The organism is Corynebacterium anserum (assembly GCF_014262665.1).
Classification (GTDB): domain Bacteria; phylum Actinomycetota; class Actinomycetes; order Mycobacteriales; family Mycobacteriaceae; genus Corynebacterium; species Corynebacterium anserum.
This window is the reverse complement of record NZ_CP046883.1, coordinates 1,311,850-1,333,647: the sequence shown is the minus strand read 5'-3', so window position 1 is coordinate 1,333,647 and position 21,798 is coordinate 1,311,850. Positions and strand designations below refer to the sequence as shown.

The window sequence follows — 21,798 nt, the reverse complement described above, 5'->3', positions numbered from 1 at the left end:
TTGGGGTGTTATTATTACCCAATGCACTTGAAGTCGTTGACCCTGAAAGGATTTAAGTCCTTCGCTTCGTCGACGACCCTCAAACTCGAACCTGGCATTTGCGCCGTAGTGGGGCCAAATGGTTCGGGCAAATCCAACGTCGTGGATGCTCTTGCTTGGGTGATGGGTGAGCACTCGGCGAAAACCCTACGCGGCGGAAAGATGGAAGATGTCATCTTTGCCGGTGCTGGAGACCGAAAACCGCTGGGGCGCGCAGAAGTGACGCTGACTATCGACAACTCAGACGGCGCCTTGCCCATTGAGTATTCCGAGGTTTCCGTCACGCGTCGTATGTTCCGCGACGGTGCTAGCGAATACGAAATCAACGGTGCCAAAGCGCGCCTGATGGATGTTCAGGAGCTCTTATCTGATTCTGGTATCGGCCGTGAGATGCACGTCATCGTCGGTCAGGGGCGGCTGGCACAAATCCTGGAATCCAAGCCAGAGGAACGCCGTGCGTTTATCGAGGAGGCAGCCGGAGTGCTTAAGCACCGGCGTCGCAAAGAAAAAGCGCAGCGCAAATTGGTCAGTATGCAGGCCAACCTGGACCGTCTGCACGACCTCACCGATGAGCTTCACAAGCAGTTGGGGCCACTAGCCCGCCAGGCTGACGCTGCTCAGAAAGCCTCCACCGTGCAGGCGACCATACGCAACGCTAAGGTGCAACTCGCGGCGCACCAGGTGCGCACCTTGTCCGAAGAACTCAATTCTGCATCAGGCCGCGCCGAATTGGTGGCTGAGCAAGTGGAGGAATTACAAGAGCTCGTCGAAGACCACTCCAGCCGCCTCGCCAACACAGAGGAAGAATTGCGCACAGCGTTGGAAAACGCCGAAGCCGCACGCACGCTGTGGTACAGGCTATCTTCCGTATCGGAAAAGAACTCCGCAACGATACGCATCGCCGCCGATCGCGCGGAACAGTCACCTGAGGCCCGCTGGGGTGGTCAAGACCCAGAAGAGCTTCTCGCACGGGCCGACCGCGCTGAGCAGGAACAACGCGAGCTTGACGATGCCGTGGAAATAGCTGCAGAAAAGCTTGAGGCAATTCAGGAAGAGGTCGCCGAGCGTGAGGAAGCCGCACGCCAGGCTGAGCGTGAACACTTCGCCCAAGTTCGCGCTATCGCTGACCGCCGTGAAGGCATTGTGCGCTTGCTGAGCCAGCACGAGTCAGCGCTTCAACGTCAGCATTCCATTCAGTCGGAAGTGGAACGGCTCAAGGAATCCGTAGAACAACAACAGGAAGCCGTCGACTCGGCAGCAGAAGAGACCGAGATTGCTCGAGAAGCGGTCAACAATGCCGAAAATTCCGGCGGTGACCTCCAGGCAGATCTGGAACGAGCGAATCGCGAGGCTTACACGTCTGAGCAGCGTGCCGAAGAACTGCGGGCAAGGCAATTGGTCTTGGAAAAGGAAATTTCCACGCTTGAAGCCACCATGAACGCTTGGGAAGCCCACATGCGTCCGGTCGATGGGGCAGCCGTCGTGAACCGCACCGTTCGGGAGGTTGGGGGCACCACTAGGACCCTCGCTGAAGTTGTGACCCCGCATGACGGTTGGGCGACGGCATTTTCTGCTGCTCTGGGAGAGGCCTCCGATGGGCTAGTTGTTGCCGGCGAGGGGGACAACCTCTCTTTATGCGACGCCATTATCCACTCACTGAGCGCCGCTGACGAAGGACGGGCAGTGGTGGTCACCTCGCAGCCAAAAAAGGGGTGGCGACTGGATGCGAGCCCGAAAAGAGGACAGTGGTTGCTTGACCTCCTCGACTGCCCGCAGGAGCTTGACGGAACATTGAGTGCTCTACTCGTGGATGTTGTCGCCGTGGACACAGTGGCGGACGCCCGCTCTGTGGTCAAGGATGATGCTCGTCTGCGCGCCGTGACCCGCGATGGTGTACTCGTGGGCACAGGATGGGCCGCTGCGGGTAATGGTGGCTCGACAGCCGTGGAGTTGGTGGAGAAAACTCAGGCTGCGCGTCATGACGTGGAGACAAAGACGGCGGAACTATCCGATCTACAGGCAGCGCTCGATGGGGCTCTGGATGCAGCCTCCGAACGCCGCACCGCTGCCGCAGCCGCGCGAGCGGCAATGCAGGCGCACAAGGCGACACTCGATTCGGCACAAAGACATGCGCAAGCCACCGCCAAGAACTTTGACGCGGTGAGCCGCCAACTTCAACGAGTATCCGCGCAGCTAGAGGAGGCAACGCTACGTCTCTCCCAGGCTGAATCGGACGTGGCAGAACTCGCAGACCGTGTAGCGCGGATTGACGACGAGGGGGAGGAGAAGGAACCTTCCACTCAGCACAAAGATGCCGCTACACTAGCCCTCAGCCAAGTAAAAGCAGTGGAGATGGATGCGCGCCTGGCATTGCGTACGGCCGAGGAACGAGCCACGGCCACACGGGGCCGCGCCGACTCACTACGCCGCCAAGCTCGGCAGGAAGAAGCGGCGCGTGCGCAATTCGACAAGGCTCAGGCCCGGCGCCGTCGTGAGCAAAAAATTGCCGCAAGCGTACTGGAACAAGCGCGCCGGGTGGGGCGCAGAATTGATGATGCCCTAGCGCGTGCTGAAGAGAATCGCAGTACAACCGATGCCGCCCATAAACAGTGGCAAGTGACGATGAGCCAACAGCGTGAGAAACTCTCGGCGTTGACTGCACAATTGGGGCGCCTGACGGATTCTTCTCATCACGCGGAATTGGCGCGCAGCCAGGCTCAGCTGAAAATTGAGCAAGCTCTGGACAATGCGATGGAACAGCTCGGGCTTAATGCAGAACAGTTGTTGGAGGAGCAGCTCCCGGAGGACTTCGATGAAAAGACGACCCGTGCGGAACTGAAGAAAGCGCAAAAGGCTCTCAATTCTCTAGGCAAAGTCAACCCGCTTGCTCTAGAAGAGTACAAAGCGTTAGAAGAGCGCTATAGTTTTCTCTCGCAGCAGCTTGACGACGTGGAACGAGCTCGCGCCGATTTGCACGACGTCATTGCGGATGTGGACAACACTATCCTCACATTGTTCACCGAGGCGTGGAAGGATGTTGAAACTGAGTTCCCGAAGGTGTTCAGCACTCTGTTCCCCGGCGGCGCTGGGCGGTTGGTTCTCACGGATCCGAGTGACATGTTGACCACCGGTATTGAAGTTGAGGCTCGTCCACCCGGAAAGAAGGTCAAGAGGCTCACTCTTTTGTCCGGCGGCGAGAAGTCACTGACTGCGTTGGCCATGTTGGTAGCTATTTTCCGCGCGCGCCCTTCGCCGTTTTATGTGATGGATGAGGTTGAGGCGGCACTGGACGACGTGAACCTGAGGCGACTGATCGCGCTTCTCGAAGAGTTGCGTAGAGATTCCCAGCTCATCGTCATCACCCACCAGAAACCGACGATGGACGTGGCCAATGTGCTTTATGGGGTGACTATGCGCGGAGACGGCGTGACCCGGGTCATTTCTCAGCGCATGTCGCCGGCCGGCGGGTAGCACGTAGTCAAAAGGGGGACCTAGCAGGTGCACTGTGAGAGGAACTGCGTAGGATTATGGGAGTGACCGACAGCCCAATCGCAGACCTGAAAGACACTCTTCTTCCCTGGGCCTCTACTGCAGAGGCTGCTCTCTCCGCCCGTATGCGGGAAGTGGATCTGTTCGTTGACCTTGACATCAGTGGTGACCAGCTAGAACGCTACACCAGGTTCTTCGGCACGTTCCTCCAACGCCAACTTGCCGCAGGCTCTAGCCCAGAATCTTTGTTGGCTGTATGCCCCGCGCTGACCGCCGCTACCTTGATTGCTCGTGCAGCCCGCTTTAACAAGGTAGGCCAACTGCCACAGGAATACTGGGCTGGCCTGGGCTTGGAACCGACGCCCGACCGCGTCTCCTGCGTTGAGGGTAAGTATGCGCACATCCTCTCTGCCGCTGGCCTCAATCCGATGGATGAGGCTGTGGGCGGACCGGACGGGGAGGTTGGTCGTCTGTTCATGCATGTTGGCATAGCGACTGACTGGCTGCCAGAGATTATCGAGCGCATCGATTCCCGGCGACTCGAAGGTACGGCTTTGGAGAATGCGACCGAGGAAGCCTCGGCAGTTGTAGAGCAATTCTCCGGGGAAGAACTCCAGGTGGGGCCGCTGTGTACTCTCCAGCCGGATATTGCTACGCGGTTATTTACTCCGATTGTGCGCATCATTCGTCACGCCGCGGCCAATCCTGTGACCTGGGAATACTCTGTCCCTGCTCTGAAGTTACCTTCGCTGATTTTTGAAGATCTCGTTGAGGAGCTCCGTGAACGTCCAGCCGGAACGTTGAGGCGGCGTCATAGCGTGGGTGTGGCTCAGCGCGAGGATCAACCTCGCTTACGGCTGGATGTGCCACGCAACAGAATTGTGCTTCGCCTGCCTTCTCAACCCCTGCCGCCGGTGGAAGAGGATGACACTGCTGAGATCCGTTGGAGAGTGGACGTCGATGGGCAGCCTTTTTCCTTCCGCACAGGCCGCTCCGAACACTTAGGGCGTTGTGTATCAGAAATCTTGGATATTCCTGTGCGACGCCCGATGCGTGAAATCAATGTTCACAACCTCACGCATGGCCAGCACTGGACACTTCCTGTTATCGGCGGCGAAGACCCTGCCTTGATTTTCTCTGAACGTGGGGTGGATCTCACGCGTTTGGAGTCCCTGCACCGTGTGGCCGTGGATGTGGTGTGCCCTGCAGATACAGTGGCTGTGGACCCTGTGCAGGACCGTCCGGTCACCGTGGTGTGGGAGCGGGCAATGAAAACCTGGGAGGGGTGGGTGATTCGACGCCTCGATCTCACCGATGCCTTGAGTTTGTACATCGAGAAGCCAGGGGAACATCGCCCGGCTATGAACACAATGCGGGCAGTGGATCCGCGGCAACGTGTGTTGTTTATTGAACCCGATGATGTAGCTGAGGCAGTGGAGACCGTGACAGGCCAGCGCATTCACTCTTCGAGTTTGCGGGTTGAGTTTCCACCTACCGTCTCTTGTTCCTCGGAGATATGGCATCTCTCCGTCTCTGCCTACGCAGGCCCAGGAGAGATGGGCGTGGATGTGTCGGAGGAAGAACCTCTGGAAGTTCCAGCTGAAGGGGGTGTGTTCGATGTTTTTGACCCAGAGGCCTATGACAGCCCATGGGTGGGGGAGTACTTGGTCCGTCTGCGCGGTCCGCGCAACGAGTCGTTTCGCCACGAGTTTGCTCTCATCGAGGGGTTGCGGGTCACGGTGGATATTGAAGGAGCATCAGCTCAGACTCGTTTGCCACTGACAACGGGGTTGAGCCCTGCCACGGTTGTGTTCCACCCGGGAGTCAAGCCTTTCGAAGAGATTCCACCGATCACGCTAGGGGCGGGGGATCGCTACGCCACGACAGTGGTGGAAACCGATGCGGGAGATGCTCTTCCCATCGTGGTCAATCCACCGCGCCTGCGCTATCAACTTCCGCTGACGGGTGAGGATCCACTGTGGCGTACCGAAGCGATGCGCATGGCTGCGTCGTGGGTGGATACAGACACCCGCTTCCGTGTGCGCCCGGGTGCTCCTATTACAGATCCGCGTTTTGTGGTGCGCGACCGCCATGGTGCGCCAGCATGCACGGTAAAACTCACCACTCAAGACAACGTGACCTGGTGGGCTGAACTAAGCAGAATCGCCAGCACGCTGAAGTTACTGAGTCAGGGAACCTGTGAACTCGAATTCATCGACGAGCGTGCTGGCCGTCGAGTCAGCGTGCGCATGGCACGCATAGTGGAAGATTCTTCCCTCGATGTCACCTACGGTGATCACCATCGCATTGAGATAACCAGCGATGACCCTTCTCGCCTTGAAGGTAAAGCGATGTGGGTGTGGCCACTGACCGCGCCGTGGGAATCGGCACGTTATGTGAAGATAGGGGAAACTCTGCCGCCCGAGTTGCGGGATGCCGGACCGCTAGCCGTCCAGTTGGTGATGTGTGACCGTTTTAACTTCCTGCGCGCTCCAGAGTTCCCCGGACCTCGAGCCGTCCGTGTTGAGCATGAGGGATTCTTTGGCAGCGACGACATGTCGGACCCTTTTGCGCAATTGTCTTCATTCTTGGCTGGTGAGAGTGCCGAACCTCCAAGAGACGCACAGGTTCTACCGACGCTGTGGGACGTCCTGGCGGGAGGCTTGAAGAATCATTTAGATTCGGATTACGACAATGCAGTGATGAATGATCTCCGATCCTCGCTGCAGACAGCTCTGACTGCTCATCCGGCTGCATCCATGCATGCCATGAGCCAGTCCTTAGTGCCTGCTGCCGACCGTCCAGCTCAGTACATTCAATCCGGTCTGGTGCACGTTGTGACGTCGTCTAAAGAGGATGAAGAGTTAGCTCGTCAGGTGTCAGACGAGGGCGGTGATCAGATGGGGGGCAGGACGCGCCGGTCGGATGCGCCGTGGATCGCGGCGATGGAGATTCTCCATGACCTCTTCCATGAAGAGGAAGGGAGTCTTCGATCGAAGGAGTTGCGCCAAGAACTAGTGGATGCGGCAGGCCCTACTCTCCTACAGACCGCAGAGACTGGACGCGATAGCACGCTGGAAACCGCGTGCATCGATGCCACGACAGTCCACATTGCACAGATGGATCCAGCGCAACAGAAAGCGGTACTCGACGCATTCTTCGGCGGCGCCGGGGTAGTTCCTGATGCTCTAAGTGATGAGAACACCCGTCTGATCAGCGTTTTTGAAACATTTTCGAAGCGCGAGCGGCTGAGTCAATTGCTGGGTAATCCGGAACTGATGACGGCAGCCGTGAAGATTTTGCGCCGCGTGAAGAGCACGAACCGACAACTGTATTTGTCCGCCCGCGTGCGTTTTGACCGTCTGGACGGTGTGGATACAGACAACCCTGCTAATCGGTGGGCTCTTGCGCCGGTGCTTTCGATGGTGTTTGCGTTAGCAGCGCGTATGCATGCGCATGGGAAGCTGACGAGCGTGGGCAAACTTCCGAGGGTGTACCCAACATGGTCTGAGATGGCGCGTTTGGTACCAGATTTAGTGACAGGGGATTTGGTCAGCGCAGAAGCCATGGTTCTGGGTATTTTCGGCCCTGATCTGCAGGAGGATGTGCAGGAGGAGCATGAAGCCGAGTGACTGGGCTGAGTAGTGCCCTAGGGAGATCGAAGATACTAAGCTAACTCTCAGTAGACATACAGCTATTTTTCTCGGCTTCTCACAGTGCCATGGGTTTAATCAGACACGTGAAACAGGTATTTGAACGTTACGCCCCTCGCATCATCGGCGGCTCTTTGCTGGCCTATGGATTCTTCGGATTCCTTTTGGTGGTTAGTCCGACATTACGGCATACCCTCAAGCCCGTTGCCTATACGCTGGATGCTCTTTTTCTCCCCGTTTCTCACCTGTCGATGGCGTGGTCTGTGTTCATTGCTGTTTTGGGAGCAGGGCTGTGGCGATGCCGACGAGCAGCATGGGTGACATCCGTAGCGGGACTCGTCTTGCTCAACGTTGGCAACTTACTGTTCTACACATTTAGCCCGGAGACCTTCGAAATTCCGCCTGACATGGGCGTTCTGTTTCAGATTGGCACGGTCATTCAGGCACTGATGCTGGTGTTCATGGTGCTTCTGCATCCCCTGTTCACCACTCGCACGCGCCGCATCAATGTGCGTGCAGCAGCTTTAACATGGCTTGTTGGTACGTTGTTGGTGAGTGTTCTCGCTGTGGCGTTGGTGTTCAAGTTCCCGGGATCCCTAGTGGGGTCCCAACGCGTGGGGTGGGCTCTCAACCATGCAGCACTACTATCTCTGGTGGATCGCAGTTTCTTTGATGGTCACGCGCCGCGTTTCGTCGCGATTATTATTTCCATCGCAGCGGCATTCGTGTTGCTTGTCACGTTCTTTGTTGCCGTGCGCTCCCAGCGATCCCAGAATTCGGCATCAGCCACTGATGAGGCCGTGGTTCGCTCGATGATTAAGCGCTTTAATCAGAATGATTCTCTCGCTTACTTCGCAACCCGACGCGACAAGTCCATTGTCTACGCTCCTAATGGACGAGCCGCCGTCACATACCGTGTGGAAGTGGGCAGCGCTATTGCCTCCGCTGACCCTATTGGCGAGCCGGATTCCTGGGATGCAGCTATCGACGCATTCCGAACGAAGGCGGCAGAATTCGGTTGGACTACAGGGGCGATGGGCGCCTCAGAGGAAGGTGCCCGCGCTTATCAGCGCAATGGTATGCGTTCCATGCATCTGGGCGATGAAGCGGTCATTTACACCGACACATTTGATCTAGCCCATCCTGAGCTTAAGGACGTACGCCAAGCGGTTGCCCATGCGCAACGCGATGGGGTGTGGATACGGGTGCGTCGACACCGGCAAATCCCCGCCGAGGAGATGCAGAAGGTACAGGAACGTGCCGACGTGTGGCGTGACACCTCTGAGGAGCGTGGATTTTCCATGGCGCTGTCGCGTCTCGGGGACGAGGCCGATGGCGAATGTGTTTTGGTCGAGGCGCTGGTTGGTGAAGGCTCCGACGCCCATGTGGTAGCACAATTGAGTTTTGTCCCGTGGGGAAGCGATGGGCTTTCTCTGGACCTTATGCGACGCGGTCCTGAAGCTCCCAATGGGACCGTGGAAGCAATGGTTGCTTACCTGTGCAGCGGCGATGCTCTCAACATTCGCCGTATCTCTTTGAACTTTGCCGTGTTCCGCAGCGTCTTTGCCTCTGAATCCAAGGTAGGGGTGGGGCCAATCCGCCGCCTGGCGAGGAAGGTGCTCGTCTTCCTGTCTAAATGGTGGCAAATGGAGGCGTTGTACCGTTCTAACGTCAAATACAACCCGGAATGGGTCCCACGGTACATGTGCTTTGATAACTCCGTGGCCTTGGCGCGTACCAGTGTGGCTGCCGGAATCGCAGAAGGTTTCATCCCGTGGATTGATTCCGGAGACATGCGCGCACACGCTGCTGTAGAAACTCCCGGCGCTGACGTGGCAGTAAAAGCGATGCACCGGTGGGAGGCAAAGAGCTCAAAGAAAGAAAAGAAGCATAACAAACAATTACATAACCGCATTACCACGGCGCAGAAGCTCGAAGAGTCCGGGGTGGATCCATGGGCACAATTGCCGACCCCGACTATGACATGTCGCGAGGTACACGACGCGCAGGAGGGGCACGCGGCAACTATCGCCGGTCGGGTCATTGCCAAACGCAAATTCGGAGCTATCGCCTTTATCGACCTTGCCGACGCCAGTGGTGTCTGTCAGGTCATCATCAATAAGAAAGACTTGCCTGAGGCTTTACCTGAGGGGTCGGTGCGTCCAGCGGATGTAGAAGTCTCCGACTATATTCAAGTCGAGGGAATCACAGCTCTATCTAAGAAAGGACAACCGTCTCTGTTGGCTCATGCACTGCGGTTCGAGGCAAAAGCGTTAGAAGCAGTGGTGGCGTCGGGAAAGAACGAAAAGAATAAAAGTACCCAGGAAACCAGCCCGGTGCGAACTATGGCGCAAGCGCTCACCGCAGACGCTGATTTGCGTAGCCGTCTGTACGCCAGCGCGGCTCGAATGACCCAGGTGCGCTCGGAGCTAAACGCAGAGGGATTCGTGGAGCTGGAGGACATACCAGAGATCGACATTACGTTGCACCTCCTTGCGGCTCTGACTGGTGGTGCCGCTCGGGCATTTAGTATCGCTCTGCCGGGAGTTCATCATGGACTGGAGGACAGAGTGACCGAACTGGAGCTGATCCAACCTGAACGGCACCTGACATTCATGGCCACGCATGCCGACGAGGCATGGGCTTTGGATAAGGCTTTGACAATTCTGGGGAAAATGACTGAGGAAGCTGTGCCGGATCCGCGTACTGTGGGATTCGCCTCTGCGGTTGCAGATGTCACCGGCCAAGCCACGGTTCAGACTGAGTCGGAGGCTCGGGAGATTTGTCAGAGCTTGGGGCTGAGGGTTCGCCCTGACGAGAGCCGTGAGGATATGCTCGGCACAATCTTTATGAACAAAGTGCTCCCGAGCGTGTGCGGATTGACCGTGTTCACCGGTGTGCCGGCCACCGTTCAACTGGATAAGGCAACGGGACTCGGATGTGCCTTCGCCAATGGTTTCCTTATCGTCAACGACGGACAGATCATTGCCAGTGGTTATGCGGTGGATACCCGCCCCGCAGAGATGAAGGAAGATTCTCTGGACACGGATACTGTGGAAGCAACCCAGGACGTGGAGAGTCTCCTCCGTTTGGGTGTGCCAGCTGCCGGGTGTGCCACCGTCCGTCTTTAGGGTGGGGTTTGTCCTCCACCCGAATTGAACAATAGCTCCAATTGAGACTCTGAGAACGGAGTGGCAGATGCCCTGAAAGGGCCTGATGAACGCTCCAAAAAAGGGGCAGATAATTCTGAGACAAAGGAACAACCCACTGCAGAGGGGAAGCAGTCACTACTTGGGCAGCTCGCCACGCTCAATTACAAAGCCGAAGTCCTGCGCGATGGCTGTACGCCATACACGGAAATCATGCCGGCCGGGAATAGCACGGAAAGTGGATTGAATGCCCACCTTATTCGCAAGAGCGTTCAGCCTCGTTAAGTCCTTTTGCGCTGATCGGTCACCCGTGCCCGCTACGAAGCGCCCCTCGAGTCCCTCAAACTTATCCGAATTATCGTTGGCTGCGCTGGTGAAAATATCAGCGGGATTGCGTTTTTTGAATAAATCCTCGTTGTTGTTGAAGAAGTCTTTCACGGTGGATTTATGGCTCTGGCTGTCATTGGGGGTGAATTCGCCAGAGTAATCGAGGAAGGCTCCGTAACTCTCGGGGTGTTGTGCAAGGGTCTGGAGAGCACACGTCCCGCCATAAGACAATCCACCAAGGGTCCAGGTTTGCTGGTCTTGATTGGCACCAAGCCGCTTGATAAGCCACTGAGGAATGTCTTTGGTGAGATAGGTGGTGATATTGGCTTGCGGGGAATCGGTGCATAAAGGGTTTTTGACCCATCCTCCCGTGGAATCTATGGAGACGATGATTGGTGCTAAACCATTGTGGTTCTTCTGGTAGTTGGCCACCGGTTTCAGCGCACCAGCCTCATCGATCCACTGATCAGGCGCACCCGGAATACCATGCATGAGTACTAATACAGGTAGTTCAGGCCGGGGAGAGGTAAACCACGCTGGAGGCAAATAGACATCCGCATTACGAGCCTGAAATTTCGACTGCGGGGTAGGAACGTGCATGGATACGCGTGTTCCCATCTCGGGCATGTCCGGCGATGGCGTCCACTGATCCGCAGGGATAGTGTGATCAGTGTTTTTGACCTGCGGGATGTCGGATTCCTGCGCCTCGTTATAGGAAACGCTGGGAATTAGTGCTTCAAGGTCAGGATATAGACCGTATGCCTGGTTGCCGACAAGCATTGTGCACACGGTGACGACAGCCAAAGGAAGGATCGTCCACGTTTTCCGCCAGTGAGTGTAAATCGCTACGCAAGTGAGGAAGAAGGCCGTAAAGAGAAGAATGCTGGCGATAATGAGGCTGCGAGGAATTTCGTTGAGAGGTATTCCGTAGCCAAAGATGAGCGTTCCAAGCAGTGGAGCCGCCAGAATGATCGAGAGAATCAGACACACAACCCCGATGCGTCGCTGTTTCCCCGCAGCCTGGGTGCGTATAAGTAAGGCGATGGAAAGAATCAGAAAGATCCACGTTGCGGTGGTTGCGGCGGTGCCCTGCAAAGGGATCGACCGTATGAAGTCGAGCATGAGGGAAGAATAGTCCCGCCCAAGCACACAAGACAACATAGATTCTGATTGACTAGGGGTATGTCTTTATCACCGCTTATGTGGATCATCCTTGGCGTAGTAGCAGTTTTGCTTATCGCCTTGCTCATCATTCTCTTCGGCCTGCGGCGTAGTAAGTCGAAGCAGATTTCTTTTGAGAAGAAGGAGGAGATTGAACAAGCCAAGCCTTCGTCAGGCAATTACAAGGCTCAAGGAGGCTTTAACTTCACCTCTGGTAGTACTACCACCATTGGTGGCGTCGAAATCACCAAACCTTCAACCGACGGGCATGAACAGCCAGAACTGCGCGAGAACCAGGAACTGAAGCCGCAACCACAGGCTCCACGCGAAAGCGAAACTGCTCCGGAGTCTGAAGCGGTACTCACCCAGGGGGAGACCAAACCATCCGCTGATAATTCAGGACTTCACACTGATCCTAAACCTGACTCTCAGCCAGAAGTTCCCGCAGAACCGCGTTCCACGGATGAACAACTGAACGATACGGTCGATGAAACCGTTGAGGTGCCCGTCGAAGGCAGTGAGGGCAGTGAAGAAACGTCACTGCGAACTTCGCCCGAGGAGGATCGTGATCCGGACGCCGAAGCGCAGCCTGAATTACCTCAGGAGGACACCACAGTAGGCCACGCTTCTCAGGATGAGATCGCCCCTGTTCAAGGCCGAATGGGTAAGCTGCGTGGCCGTTTATCTCAATCGCAAAACGTGATTGGACGCGGCGTATTGGGCATTCTTTCCGCGGGAAATCTCGACGAGGATGCCTGGGAAGAAATCGAAGATACCCTGCTCATGGCTGATCTCGGAACAAAGACCACCTTGGATGTGGTGGACGCTCTCCGCGAACGCATCGCCGTGAATGGAGTGTCAAGCGAAGCTGAAGCACGCGCAATGTTGCGTTCGGTGTTGATCGAGGCGTGTAAACCAGAAATGGATCGTTCCATCAAGGCCATGCCGTATGACGGAAAACCAGCGGTCATCATGGTCGTGGGTGTCAATGGCACCGGTAAAACCACCACAACTGGCAAGCTGTCCCGTGTTCTCATCGGCATGGGACACAGTGTAACTCTGGGCGCAGCTGACACGTTCCGCGCTGCTGCTGCGGATCAGCTGGAAACCTGGGGGCGCCGAGTGGGAGCGAAAACTGTTCGTGGCGCAGAAGGCGCCGATCCGGCTTCTGTTGCTTTCGATGCAGTAGCGCAGGGTATCGATGATGGCACCGATGTGGTGTTGATTGACACAGCTGGGCGTCTTCACACATCCGTTGGACTCATGGATCAACTGGGTAAAGTGAAGCGCGTCGTGGAGAAACGCGCCACCGTTGACGAGGTTCTGCTGGTGTTGGACGCTACCGTGGGACAAAACGGCCTCATGCAAGCACGTGTTTTCCGAGAGGTTGTTGACATTACCGGTGTGGTTCTTACCAAGCTGGATGGCACTGCAAAGGGCGGCATTGTGTTCCAAGTGCAGGAGGAACTTGGTGTTCCGGTGAAGCTCGTCGGTCTGGGCGAGGGGGCAGACCACCTGGCGCCATTTGAAGTAGAGAGTTTCGTCGACGCCCTTCTTGGATAGGCCTGCACAAATCGTTTTAGTCTGTATGACTTGGGCAGGCCTGCACGGAAGGGGAGCCGATCACTGTTGTTTTATGTGGGTGCTCGGCTCTTCTGTGATGGTGTGTCTGCCACCGCTGCAGTTCTGCGTTACATTCTTGAAACGAAGCGCCCGGCTTGGTTACGTCTGAGAAACATAAGTCTGGCTCAATTCATGAGCCAGTAATCTCAGGCGATGTTTTTATGAAACATCGCCTCGCTTAAATGACTCTCCGTAAGACATCGTTGTTTTATAAGACAACTTTATTTTAAAGGAGAGAGAAATGTCCCCGGAGGAAGTAACCGCAGCCAGTGGCAATGCTTCATGGATGTTGATGAGCGCCGCCTTGGTGCTTCTTATGACACCGGCGCTTGCGCTGTTTTATGGAGGCATGAGTCGGCAGAAATCCGCATTGAACATGATGATGATGTCCTTTGGTTCGATGGGTGTCGTCGGCGTGATTTACGTCCTGTGGGGCTGGTCGATGTCCTATGGCACGCAGTCCTTTGCAGGCATTCTGTCTAATCCTCTGGAGTTTTTTGGGCTGAAAGACAGCATCATGGATGCGCAAGGCAACTACATTGTCGGTGCCAATGGTTACGCGAACATCATTGACGTAGCGTTCCAGCTGACTTTCGCCATGATCACGGTGGCTATTATTTCTGGATCGCTGGCCAACCGTGTGAAATTCTCCACATGGTTGACCTTCACAGCTCTCTGGGTAACTTTTGCTTATTTTCCTATGGCACACATGGTCTGGGGCGGCGGTTTGCTTTCTCACTCCGAGAATTCCATTTCCTCCATGATTTTCGGCACCACTGAAGAGGGGGGAGAAACCGTTGCTGCCGTTGCTCCAATTGATTTTGCTGGAGGTACCGTCGTCCACATTAATGCCGGTGTAGCGGGTCTCGTCCTGGCTCTAATCATTGGCCAGTCGCGCGGCTTCATGGAAAAAGAGGATAAGCCTCACAACCTGCCGCTGGTGATGTTGGGCGCGGCTCTGCTGTGGTTCGGCTGGTTTGGTTTCAATGGTGGTTCTGCGTTTGCCGCTAATGGGGTGGCTGGGCTTGCATGGGTTAATACGACGGCAGCAACATGTGCCGCGATGCTTGGTTGGTTGCTAGTCGAGCGCATCCGTGATGGACGAAGCACCTCCTTGGCTGCTGCTTCCGGTCTGGTTGCGGGTCTGGTCACGATCACCCCAGCAGCTGGCGATTTCAACCCACTGACGTCGCTGATCGCAGGGTTCATTGGAGGTATCTTGGCAGCGTTTGGCGTCGCTATGAAGTACCGCTTCAAGTTCGATGATTCGTTAGATGTTGTGGGTTTGCACCTGGTTGCCGGTACGTGGGGCACCATTGCCTGTGGCCTGTTTGCCACTGATCGTGGGCTGTTCGTTGGCGGCGGGGTAGAAGGTGCGAAGTTACTGGCTGTGCAGATTATTATCGCCCTGAGTGCTGCTATCTTCTGCGCCGTTGTGACGACCGTTATCGGACTGATTTTGAAGAAAGCTATGGGCTGGCGTATCCGCGGCGTGGACGAGGAGTTGGGTATCGATACATCTCACCACGGCGAGTCCGCATACCACTACGGTGACGATGTCACTCCGGCGAACACGACCGTCTAACCCGTGGCTTCAATCCCGTAGCGTCGATGGGTCTTTCTCGCGGTTCCTTATCTCTCATCCTCTGATCCGCTCACTGTTCACATAAGAAAATAGTGAGTAATGATGAAAGGCTGCAGGTCGCTTTCCCACCGAGTCCAGTTGCTGATTACAGCTTAACTGGCTCGGTGATTTATCGTGTGCCGGCGCCATTGGATGTCCCGGGCTGCTGCTAGTGGGGTTACTGCTATTGGTGTCACCGGTTCGTGCGACTAGGGTTCGCTGGGTGCGAGTGGAGTAGCGTCGGAGAAAACAGGGGTGAGGGGAAGTCGGGGAAGAAGCCATAAGCCCTGTAAGGTGGGGGAGACAGAAGCTAGCGCGTAGTATTTTCGCGCCGTAGTGTTCCCTCGTGTGTGCGTCGCGTGCGTGCGTGTGGAAAGAGATTGAGTTTCAACAAGCTGAACCAAGGAGACTTCACAGCGTGTTTGAGTCGCTTTCCGATCGCCTTTCAGGCGCTCTTAAAGGTCTGCGTGGCAAGGGTCGTTTGACCGAAGAAGACATTAACGCCACAGCCCGGGAGATCCGCCTTGCCCTCCTGGAGGCTGACGTTTCTCTGCCGGTAGTGCGCGGTTTCATCAAGCGCATCAAGGAACGTGCGACAGGCGCGGAAGTTTCACAGGCTCTGAATCCGGCTCAACAGGTCATCAAGATTGTTAATGAGGAACTCATTGAGATTCTCGGTGGTGAAACTCGGCGTCTTTCCCTCGCAAAGACGCCACCTACCATCATTATGCTGGCCGGTTTGCAGGGTGCTGGTAAAACTACCTTGGCCGGTAAATTGGCGAAGCATCTAGCTGGGCGGGGGCATACGCCGATGTTGATCGCCTGTGACTTGCAACGTCCAGGTGCGGTGCAGCAGTTGCAGATCGTCGGTGAACGTGCAGGGGTTCCCACATTCGCACCGGATCCTGGAACTTCCTTGGAAACTCTGGATCATGAGATGGGTACCAGCCACGGTGATCCCGTGGCTGTTGCTCAGTCGGGCATTGAAGAGGCCTACCGTACCCAGCACGACATCGTCATCATTGATACCGCCGGACGCCTCGGTATCGATGAAGTGCTGATGAAACAAGCTCGTGACATTCGCGATGCAGTGGAGCCAGACGAGGTGTTGTTCGTCATTGACTCCATGATCGGTCAGGATGCGGTGACTACCGCAGAAGCTTTCCGCGATGGTGTGGACTTCACTGGTGTTGTACTCACAAAGTTGGATGGCGATGCCCGCGGTGGTGCCGCGCTGTCCATCCGCGAGGTGACGGGTAAGCCGATCATGTTCGCCTCGACGGGTGAGAAGCTCGAGGACTTTGATGTCTTCCACCCCGACCGCATGGCAAACCGCATCCTGGGTATGGGCGATATGCTCACCCTCATTGAGCAAGCGGAAAAGGTGTTTGATCAGGAACAGGCCATGAGCTCTGCGGAGCGTATGGCCACCGGCGAACTGACGTTGGAAGACTTCCTTGAGCAAATGATGATGATCCGTCGCATGGGTCCGCTGGGTAACATCTTGAAGATGCTGCCGGGCGGTTCACAGATGTCCAAAATCGCCGACATGGTCGATGAGAAACAGCTGGATCGCATTCAAGCCATTATTCGCGGTATGACGCCAGCGGAGCGTCAGGATCCGAAGATTCTCAATGCTTCTCGTCGAAAGCGCATTGCCAATGGCTCTGGTGTCTCTGTCTCGGAGGTTAATCAGCTCGTTGAGCGCTTCTTTGAGGCGAAGAAGATGATGGGCAAGATGGCGGGCCAGATGGGCATGGGTGGCTCGTCGTTCACGAAGAAGCAGAAGAACCACCGTAAAGGTAAGAAAGGCAAGAAGGGGAAGAACGCTAAGCGCCGGGGTCCTACTCAGCCAAGGATGCCGCAGGGTATGCCAGGAATGCCTGCCATGCCCGGAGCTGGTGGTGGCATGCCATCTATGGCAGATTTACAGAAAATGCAGGAGCAGTTGCCCCCTGGGTTTGAAAATATCGATCTGGGGAAAATGGGCTTCGGCAAGAAGTAACCACCAGACAACGAACGTCATTCAAAAGACGTATACGAACCGGCAGGTTTCCCGGAAGCCTACGTGCAACACTTGGTTACGTGCCACAGTAGGTGATGTATGGTGCGTCGGTTTTCGGTGCGGTTTCTCGGTATTTGCTCTCCTTTTCCTTATCGACGCCACTTCTGATCTGCCCAGGCGTTTCACAAGGCTCGGTGACAGCTTTTAGGAGCTTGTGGAATGCCTCCATTTCACCAGATTCAGCGGCGCTGAGTGCCTCCTCCACGAGGTGATTACGCGGGATGTACACGGGATTAGTACGAAGCATCAGTTCAGGATCTGGATTGTGGGAGATCCACCGTTCAATCCACCGTGTGCTCAGCGGCGTGTGCGATAAATGAGCCTTCCGCTTTTCTCCTGTCTCTAGGAGAGAACGTGCGAGAGCATTGAGCACGTGGAGGAGATCCGCATGGGAGTTTTCCAGTTGTGCGATGAACTCATCAATCACAGATACCTGAGACGCTGAAAGCGGAGCGGTGGTATCTGAGGAGCGATTGGTGGGAATGGGAGCTAAGCCCAAAGCAGTTCCGATGCCGGATTGCCACGCATGCGAGAAGTACTCGGGGTAGCGGAGCAAGATGCTGTTGGCCTTATCGACAGCACCGGCAGCAGTAACGCCGGTTTGCTGGCCGATGAGTGGAAGGAGTGCCTCCGCGAAGCGTTGGAGATTCCACAGCATGACGTGTGGTTGTCTGCCGAAGGCATAGCGACCCTGGGCGTCTATGGAACTAAAGCAGGTGGAGCTATCAAATGCGTCGAGAAAGGCACATGGGCCGTAGTCAATAGTTTCGCCAGATATCGTGACGTTGTCGGTGTTCATCACGCCATGAACAAATCCTACGCATAACCACTGCGCCATAAGCTTGGCTTGTGCGCGGGCGACTGTATCCAGCAAATGCAGCGCGGTACCTTCCATACCGAGTGAGCGATCCTCATCCCTTGTCGATGGTTGTCCGTGGGGATACTCAGGGGAACATCCGGAAAGAGAAGAAAAACGTAGGGGATGCCGGGATAGGGCAAAGTCCAGTAGGTCGGTGAGAACCTGCGGTTTGCTGTCCCACAGCATGCGCGCGTATTGAAAAGATCCGATGCGGAGATGGGATCGAGCGACCCGCACTAATACCGCGCCGGGTTCAGGGCGGCGCCGTAGAACTGTTTCACCGGTTAATATGACCGCCAGTGCTCTCGTAGTTGGGATTCCCATCGCGTGCATAGCTTCACTCACCAGATATTCGCGCAACATGGGCCCAAGGCAGGCGCGACCGTCTGACGCGCCGCGAGAAAACTGTGTCCGGCCGGTTCCTTTCAGATGGATGTCCACTGCAACTGTGGCCCCGTCTGATTGCTCAACGGTTACCTCTCCCAGAAGTACTGCCCTTCCGTCACCGAGTACGGGGGAGAAATTGCCAAACTGATGGCCTGAGTACGCTTGGGAGACCGGGTGAGGCCATATCGATCCGGAATGCCCTGAGGTCGACTCGCCAAGCAAGAACCGGAGACCATCGTCGCTGCGTAACCATTGCGGATCGAAACCCAGATCGCGTGCGAGGTTCTCATTGAGGATGAGAAGCGTGGCGTTGGAAAAAGGAACAGGAGACCACGGGGCGGCGAGGTCGGGGAGCGCATCGGCAAAAAGTGAGGTGAGTTGCGGTGGTGTCTGGGCACTGGCGGTTGACATGATGCCCACTGTAGCGGTTTGGGGAAAACAACAGTGTGGACTAGTATTGTTCGGGTTGTCTGTGTAACACCGTCATCGACCACGGTCGACCGGTGGTCACGCGCAGCATAAAAGTAAGGGCTGAACCGGCTTTCCGCGTTCCGTGTGGGGAGTGTCTGAACTGCCCAGTGACCAAGAAAAGGAGCCAATTGTGGCCGTTAAGATCAAACTGCAGCGCTTGGGTAAAATCCGTACCCCTGAGTACCGCGTAGTTGTTGCCGATGCTCGTACCCGTCGTTCCGGCAAGGTTATCGAGAACCTGGGCATCTACCAGCCAACTTACGACCCATCCGTTATTCGCATCAACTCCGAGCGTGCTCAGTACTGGCTGGGTGTAGGTGCTCAGCCAACCGAACCTGTCCTGGCTCTGTTGAAGGTGACCGGTGATTGGCAGAAGTTCAAGGGTCTCGATGGTGCAGAGGGAACGCTGAAACCTCAGCCAGAGAAGAAGTCCAAGTTGGATCTGTTCAACGAGGCTCTTGCTGAGGCAGCTGACGGCCCAACCGCTGAGGCCATCACTGAGAAGAAGCGCAAGGCTAAGGAAGAGGCAGAGGCGAAGGCCGCAGCTGAAGCAGCTGCCGAAGCCGAAGCTGAAGAGAAGGCATCTGAGGAGTCCGAGTCCGAGGCTGGGGAGTCTTCCGAGGAGTAATGTCCCGGCGAGCACCCTGGGTCTGGCCTGGGCGCGCTCGTTAACGCCAGTGAGTTCCGGATCATCCCCCGGCTGAGACCGGCACAATATCCACTAAGAACAATCCGTCACGGTTCACCGCATGCTTGCGGGCGTGGCGGATTTTCTGTGTTTCGTCTTTTTGTAATCAGCCGTATCCTGGCCGCCTCCCGGGGTTTATTTGCCTGCTGTGTCCGATCTTTCTACTACGCTTGATCTGTTGCGTTGACGAAAACGTCACCCCCGCCAAACTATGTTGTTTTCTTCCCGACAGTTAGTGTTGAAAGCATCACCGGCTCACTGTTGAGTGGGTCAGCATATTTTCTTGTTTGTGTAAGGAGTCGCAGTGAACGTCGAGCAGACCGTCAACCACTATTACGAGCAGATTCTGCAGCGCAATGCCGGTGAACCTGAGTTCCACCAGGCTGTTGCGGAGGTACTGCAGAGTCTCAAGTACGTCCTGCAGAAGGATGATTATTACGCCAATGACGGTTTGATTGAACGGATGTGCGAACCGGAACGCCAGATTATCTTCCGTGTTCCTTGGATTGATGATGCTGGTAATGTCCAAGTCAATCGTGGTTTCCGTGTTCAATTTAACTCTGTCCTAGGCCCTTATAAGGGTGGTCTGAGGTTTCACCCGTCAGTGAACCTAGGCATCATCAAGTTCCTCGGCTTTGAACAGATTTTTAAGAACTCTTTGACGGGGTTGCCCATTGGTGGAGGTAAAGGTGGCTCCGATTTCGACCCGAAGGGCAAATCTGACCGCGAAATCATGCGCTTTTGCCAGTCCTTCATGACTGAACTGCACCGCCATATCGGTGACAAAGTGGATGTGCCAGCTGGCGACATTGGTGTAGGTGGACGCGAGATCGGCTACCTGTTCGGTCAGTACCGCCGCATGCATAACCGTCATGAGTCTGGGGTACTCACTGGTAAGGGTTTGCAGTGGGGTGGCTCATTGGTGCGCACGGAGGCTACTGGTTACGGCACGGTGTACTTCACTCAGGAAATGATGACCGCCACCGATCAGCGCTTGGACGGTGCGAAGGTGATCGTTTCAGGCTCAGGCAACGTGGCCATTTATGCGATGGAGAAAGCCCAAGAACTGGGCGCAACTGTGGTGGCGTTTTCTGATTCTTCCGGGTACGTTGCGACCCCTGAGGGAGTGGATATTGAGCTGCTCAAAGATGTGAAGGAAAAGCGTCGCGAGCGAGTATCAACGTACGCTAAGGAAACTGACGGTGTGAAGTTTGTTCAAGGTGGCAACATCTGGGAAGTTGAGGCCGACGTGGCTCTGCCGTGTGCTACTCAAAACGAACTGGATGGAGAGTCCGCCCGGCTCTTAGCTGACAATGGTGTGAAGTTCGTTGCGGAGGGCGCGAACATGCCATGTACCCCAGAAGCTATTGAGGTTTTCCGCAAGCGGAAGATCCACTTCGCCCCAGGTAAGGCGGCCAATGCTGGTGGTGTGGCCACGTCTGCATTGGAGATGCAGCAGAATGCATCGCGTGACTCGTGGAGCTTCGAGTACACGGATAAGCGCCTCAAGGGAATCATGCGCAATATCTTTAAGGCGTGCAAGAACACCGCTGAAGAATACGACGTAGCTGGTGACTACATCACTGGAGCTAACATCGCTGGCTTCCGCAAGGTCGCAGACGCAATGTTAGCCCAGGGTGTTATCTAGTCTCCCGGGTGAATTAAACTGACCTGCATGGTTGAACTGCAGATCGGACGAGTCATCAAACCCCACGGGGTACGTGGGGAAATCGTGGTGGAGGTCACCACTGATCACCCCGAGGTGCGGTTTAAAAACGGTGAGGTGCTCACGGGGCGTCACGCTGGTAAAGAGATCAGTCTGACTATTAAATCAACTCGCCCTCATCAGGGTCGTTTGCTGCTGACCGCGGAGGAGATTAAGGATCGGACGGAGGCAGAGTCCCTCCGGGGCGTACGCTTCTATGCAGAACCGATCGTCGATGATGACGATGAGTCTTTTTACGATCACGAGCTCGAAGGGCTGCGTGTTCTCACCGTGGGCAATGTAGATGAGGCAACCGCGCGTGCGCGCGCATATGAGGGCGCACAACCAGAACCCGTAGACATTGGTGTGATTAGCGGTGTGATGCATGGCCCCGCTGGTACGACTCTCGAAGTTGCGATTGACGCCGATGCCAACATCCCCTCCGCTGGTTCCACAGCGCTTATTCCTTTTCGTCATGCCATCGTCCCCATTGTTGATCTGGACAATGAGGCAGTAGTGATCACACCGCCAGATGGTTTACTTGAGCTTTAATCTATG

The 21,798-nt window shown here is 55.8% G+C and carries 11 protein-coding genes; 9 read left to right on the top strand and 2 right to left on the bottom strand.

Annotated features, from left to right (window positions below):
• The first annotated feature begins 21 nt into the window (after positions 1 to 21).
• The 3 genes from smc (at position 22) to lysX (ending at position 10,312) form a co-directional block, all read left to right on the top strand.
• Positions 22 to 3,510 (top strand): chromosome segregation protein SMC, encoded by a 3,489-nt coding sequence (smc, locus tag GP473_RS05580; RefSeq protein ID WP_185769939.1) that lies wholly within the window; start codon positions 22 to 24, stop codon positions 3,508 to 3,510.
• A 56-nt stretch (positions 3,511 to 3,566) separates the two neighbouring features.
• Positions 3,567 to 7,160: a hypothetical protein gene (locus GP473_RS05575; RefSeq protein WP_186276675.1), complete on the top strand. Its 3,594-nt coding sequence runs from the start codon at positions 3,567 to 3,569 to the stop codon at positions 7,158 to 7,160.
• 107 nt (positions 7,161 to 7,267) lie between these two features.
• On the top strand, positions 7,268 to 10,312 hold the full coding sequence (lysX, locus tag GP473_RS05570; RefSeq protein WP_185769937.1) for a bifunctional lysylphosphatidylglycerol synthetase/lysine--tRNA ligase LysX: 3,045 nt from the start codon (positions 7,268 to 7,270) through the stop codon (positions 10,310 to 10,312).
• Between the two features lie 156 nt (positions 10,313 to 10,468).
• On the opposite strand, the gene GP473_RS05565 is transcribed toward lysX, so the two are convergent.
• Positions 10,469 to 11,779, bottom strand: coding sequence for an alpha/beta hydrolase (locus tag GP473_RS05565; RefSeq protein ID WP_185769936.1), 1,311 nt, complete (start codon positions 11,777 to 11,779; stop codon positions 10,469 to 10,471).
• Between the two features lie 60 nt (positions 11,780 to 11,839).
• Between GP473_RS05565 and ftsY the strand changes: the two genes are divergently transcribed.
• The 3 genes from ftsY to ffh all read left to right on the top strand — a co-directional run bounded on the left by ftsY (position 11,840) and on the right by ffh (position 17,070).
• Positions 11,840 to 13,381, top strand: coding sequence for a signal recognition particle-docking protein FtsY (ftsY, locus tag GP473_RS05560; protein WP_246394702.1), 1,542 nt, complete (start codon positions 11,840 to 11,842; stop codon positions 13,379 to 13,381).
• Between the two features lie 301 nt (positions 13,382 to 13,682).
• Complete coding sequence (locus GP473_RS05555) at positions 13,683 to 15,026, top strand: ammonium transporter (protein WP_185769935.1); 1,344 nt, start codon at positions 13,683 to 13,685, stop codon at positions 15,024 to 15,026.
• A 457-nt stretch (positions 15,027 to 15,483) separates the two neighbouring features.
• Positions 15,484 to 17,070 carry a signal recognition particle protein gene (gene ffh, locus GP473_RS05550; protein ID WP_185769934.1) on the top strand — a complete coding sequence of 529 codons (1,587 nt, stop codon included), beginning with the start codon at positions 15,484 to 15,486 and terminating at the stop codon, positions 17,068 to 17,070.
• A gap of 76 nt (positions 17,071 to 17,146) precedes the next feature.
• Here the strand turns inward: ffh and GP473_RS05545 are convergent, their stop codons facing one another.
• Positions 17,147 to 18,787 carry a protein adenylyltransferase SelO gene (locus GP473_RS05545; RefSeq protein WP_185769933.1) on the bottom strand — a complete coding sequence of 547 codons (1,641 nt, stop codon included), beginning with the start codon at positions 18,785 to 18,787 and terminating at the stop codon, positions 17,147 to 17,149.
• Positions 18,788 to 18,977: 190 nt separating this feature from the next.
• On the opposite strand from GP473_RS05545, the gene rpsP reads away from it, so the two are divergent.
• The 3 genes from rpsP (at position 18,978) to rimM (ending at position 21,792) form a co-directional block, all read left to right on the top strand.
• A complete protein-coding gene (gene rpsP, locus GP473_RS05540) occupies positions 18,978 to 19,475 on the top strand; it encodes a 30S ribosomal protein S16 (protein WP_185769932.1) in 498 nt (165 codons plus the stop codon).
• A gap of 364 nt (positions 19,476 to 19,839) precedes the next feature.
• Complete coding sequence (gene gdhA, locus GP473_RS05535) at positions 19,840 to 21,183, top strand: NADP-specific glutamate dehydrogenase (RefSeq protein WP_185769931.1); 1,344 nt, start codon at positions 19,840 to 19,842, stop codon at positions 21,181 to 21,183.
• Positions 21,184 to 21,210: 27 nt separating this feature from the next.
• Positions 21,211 to 21,792 (top strand): ribosome maturation factor RimM, encoded by a 582-nt coding sequence (rimM, locus tag GP473_RS05530; RefSeq protein WP_185769930.1) that lies wholly within the window; start codon positions 21,211 to 21,213, stop codon positions 21,790 to 21,792.
• The last annotated feature ends 6 nt before the right edge of the window (positions 21,793 to 21,798 follow it).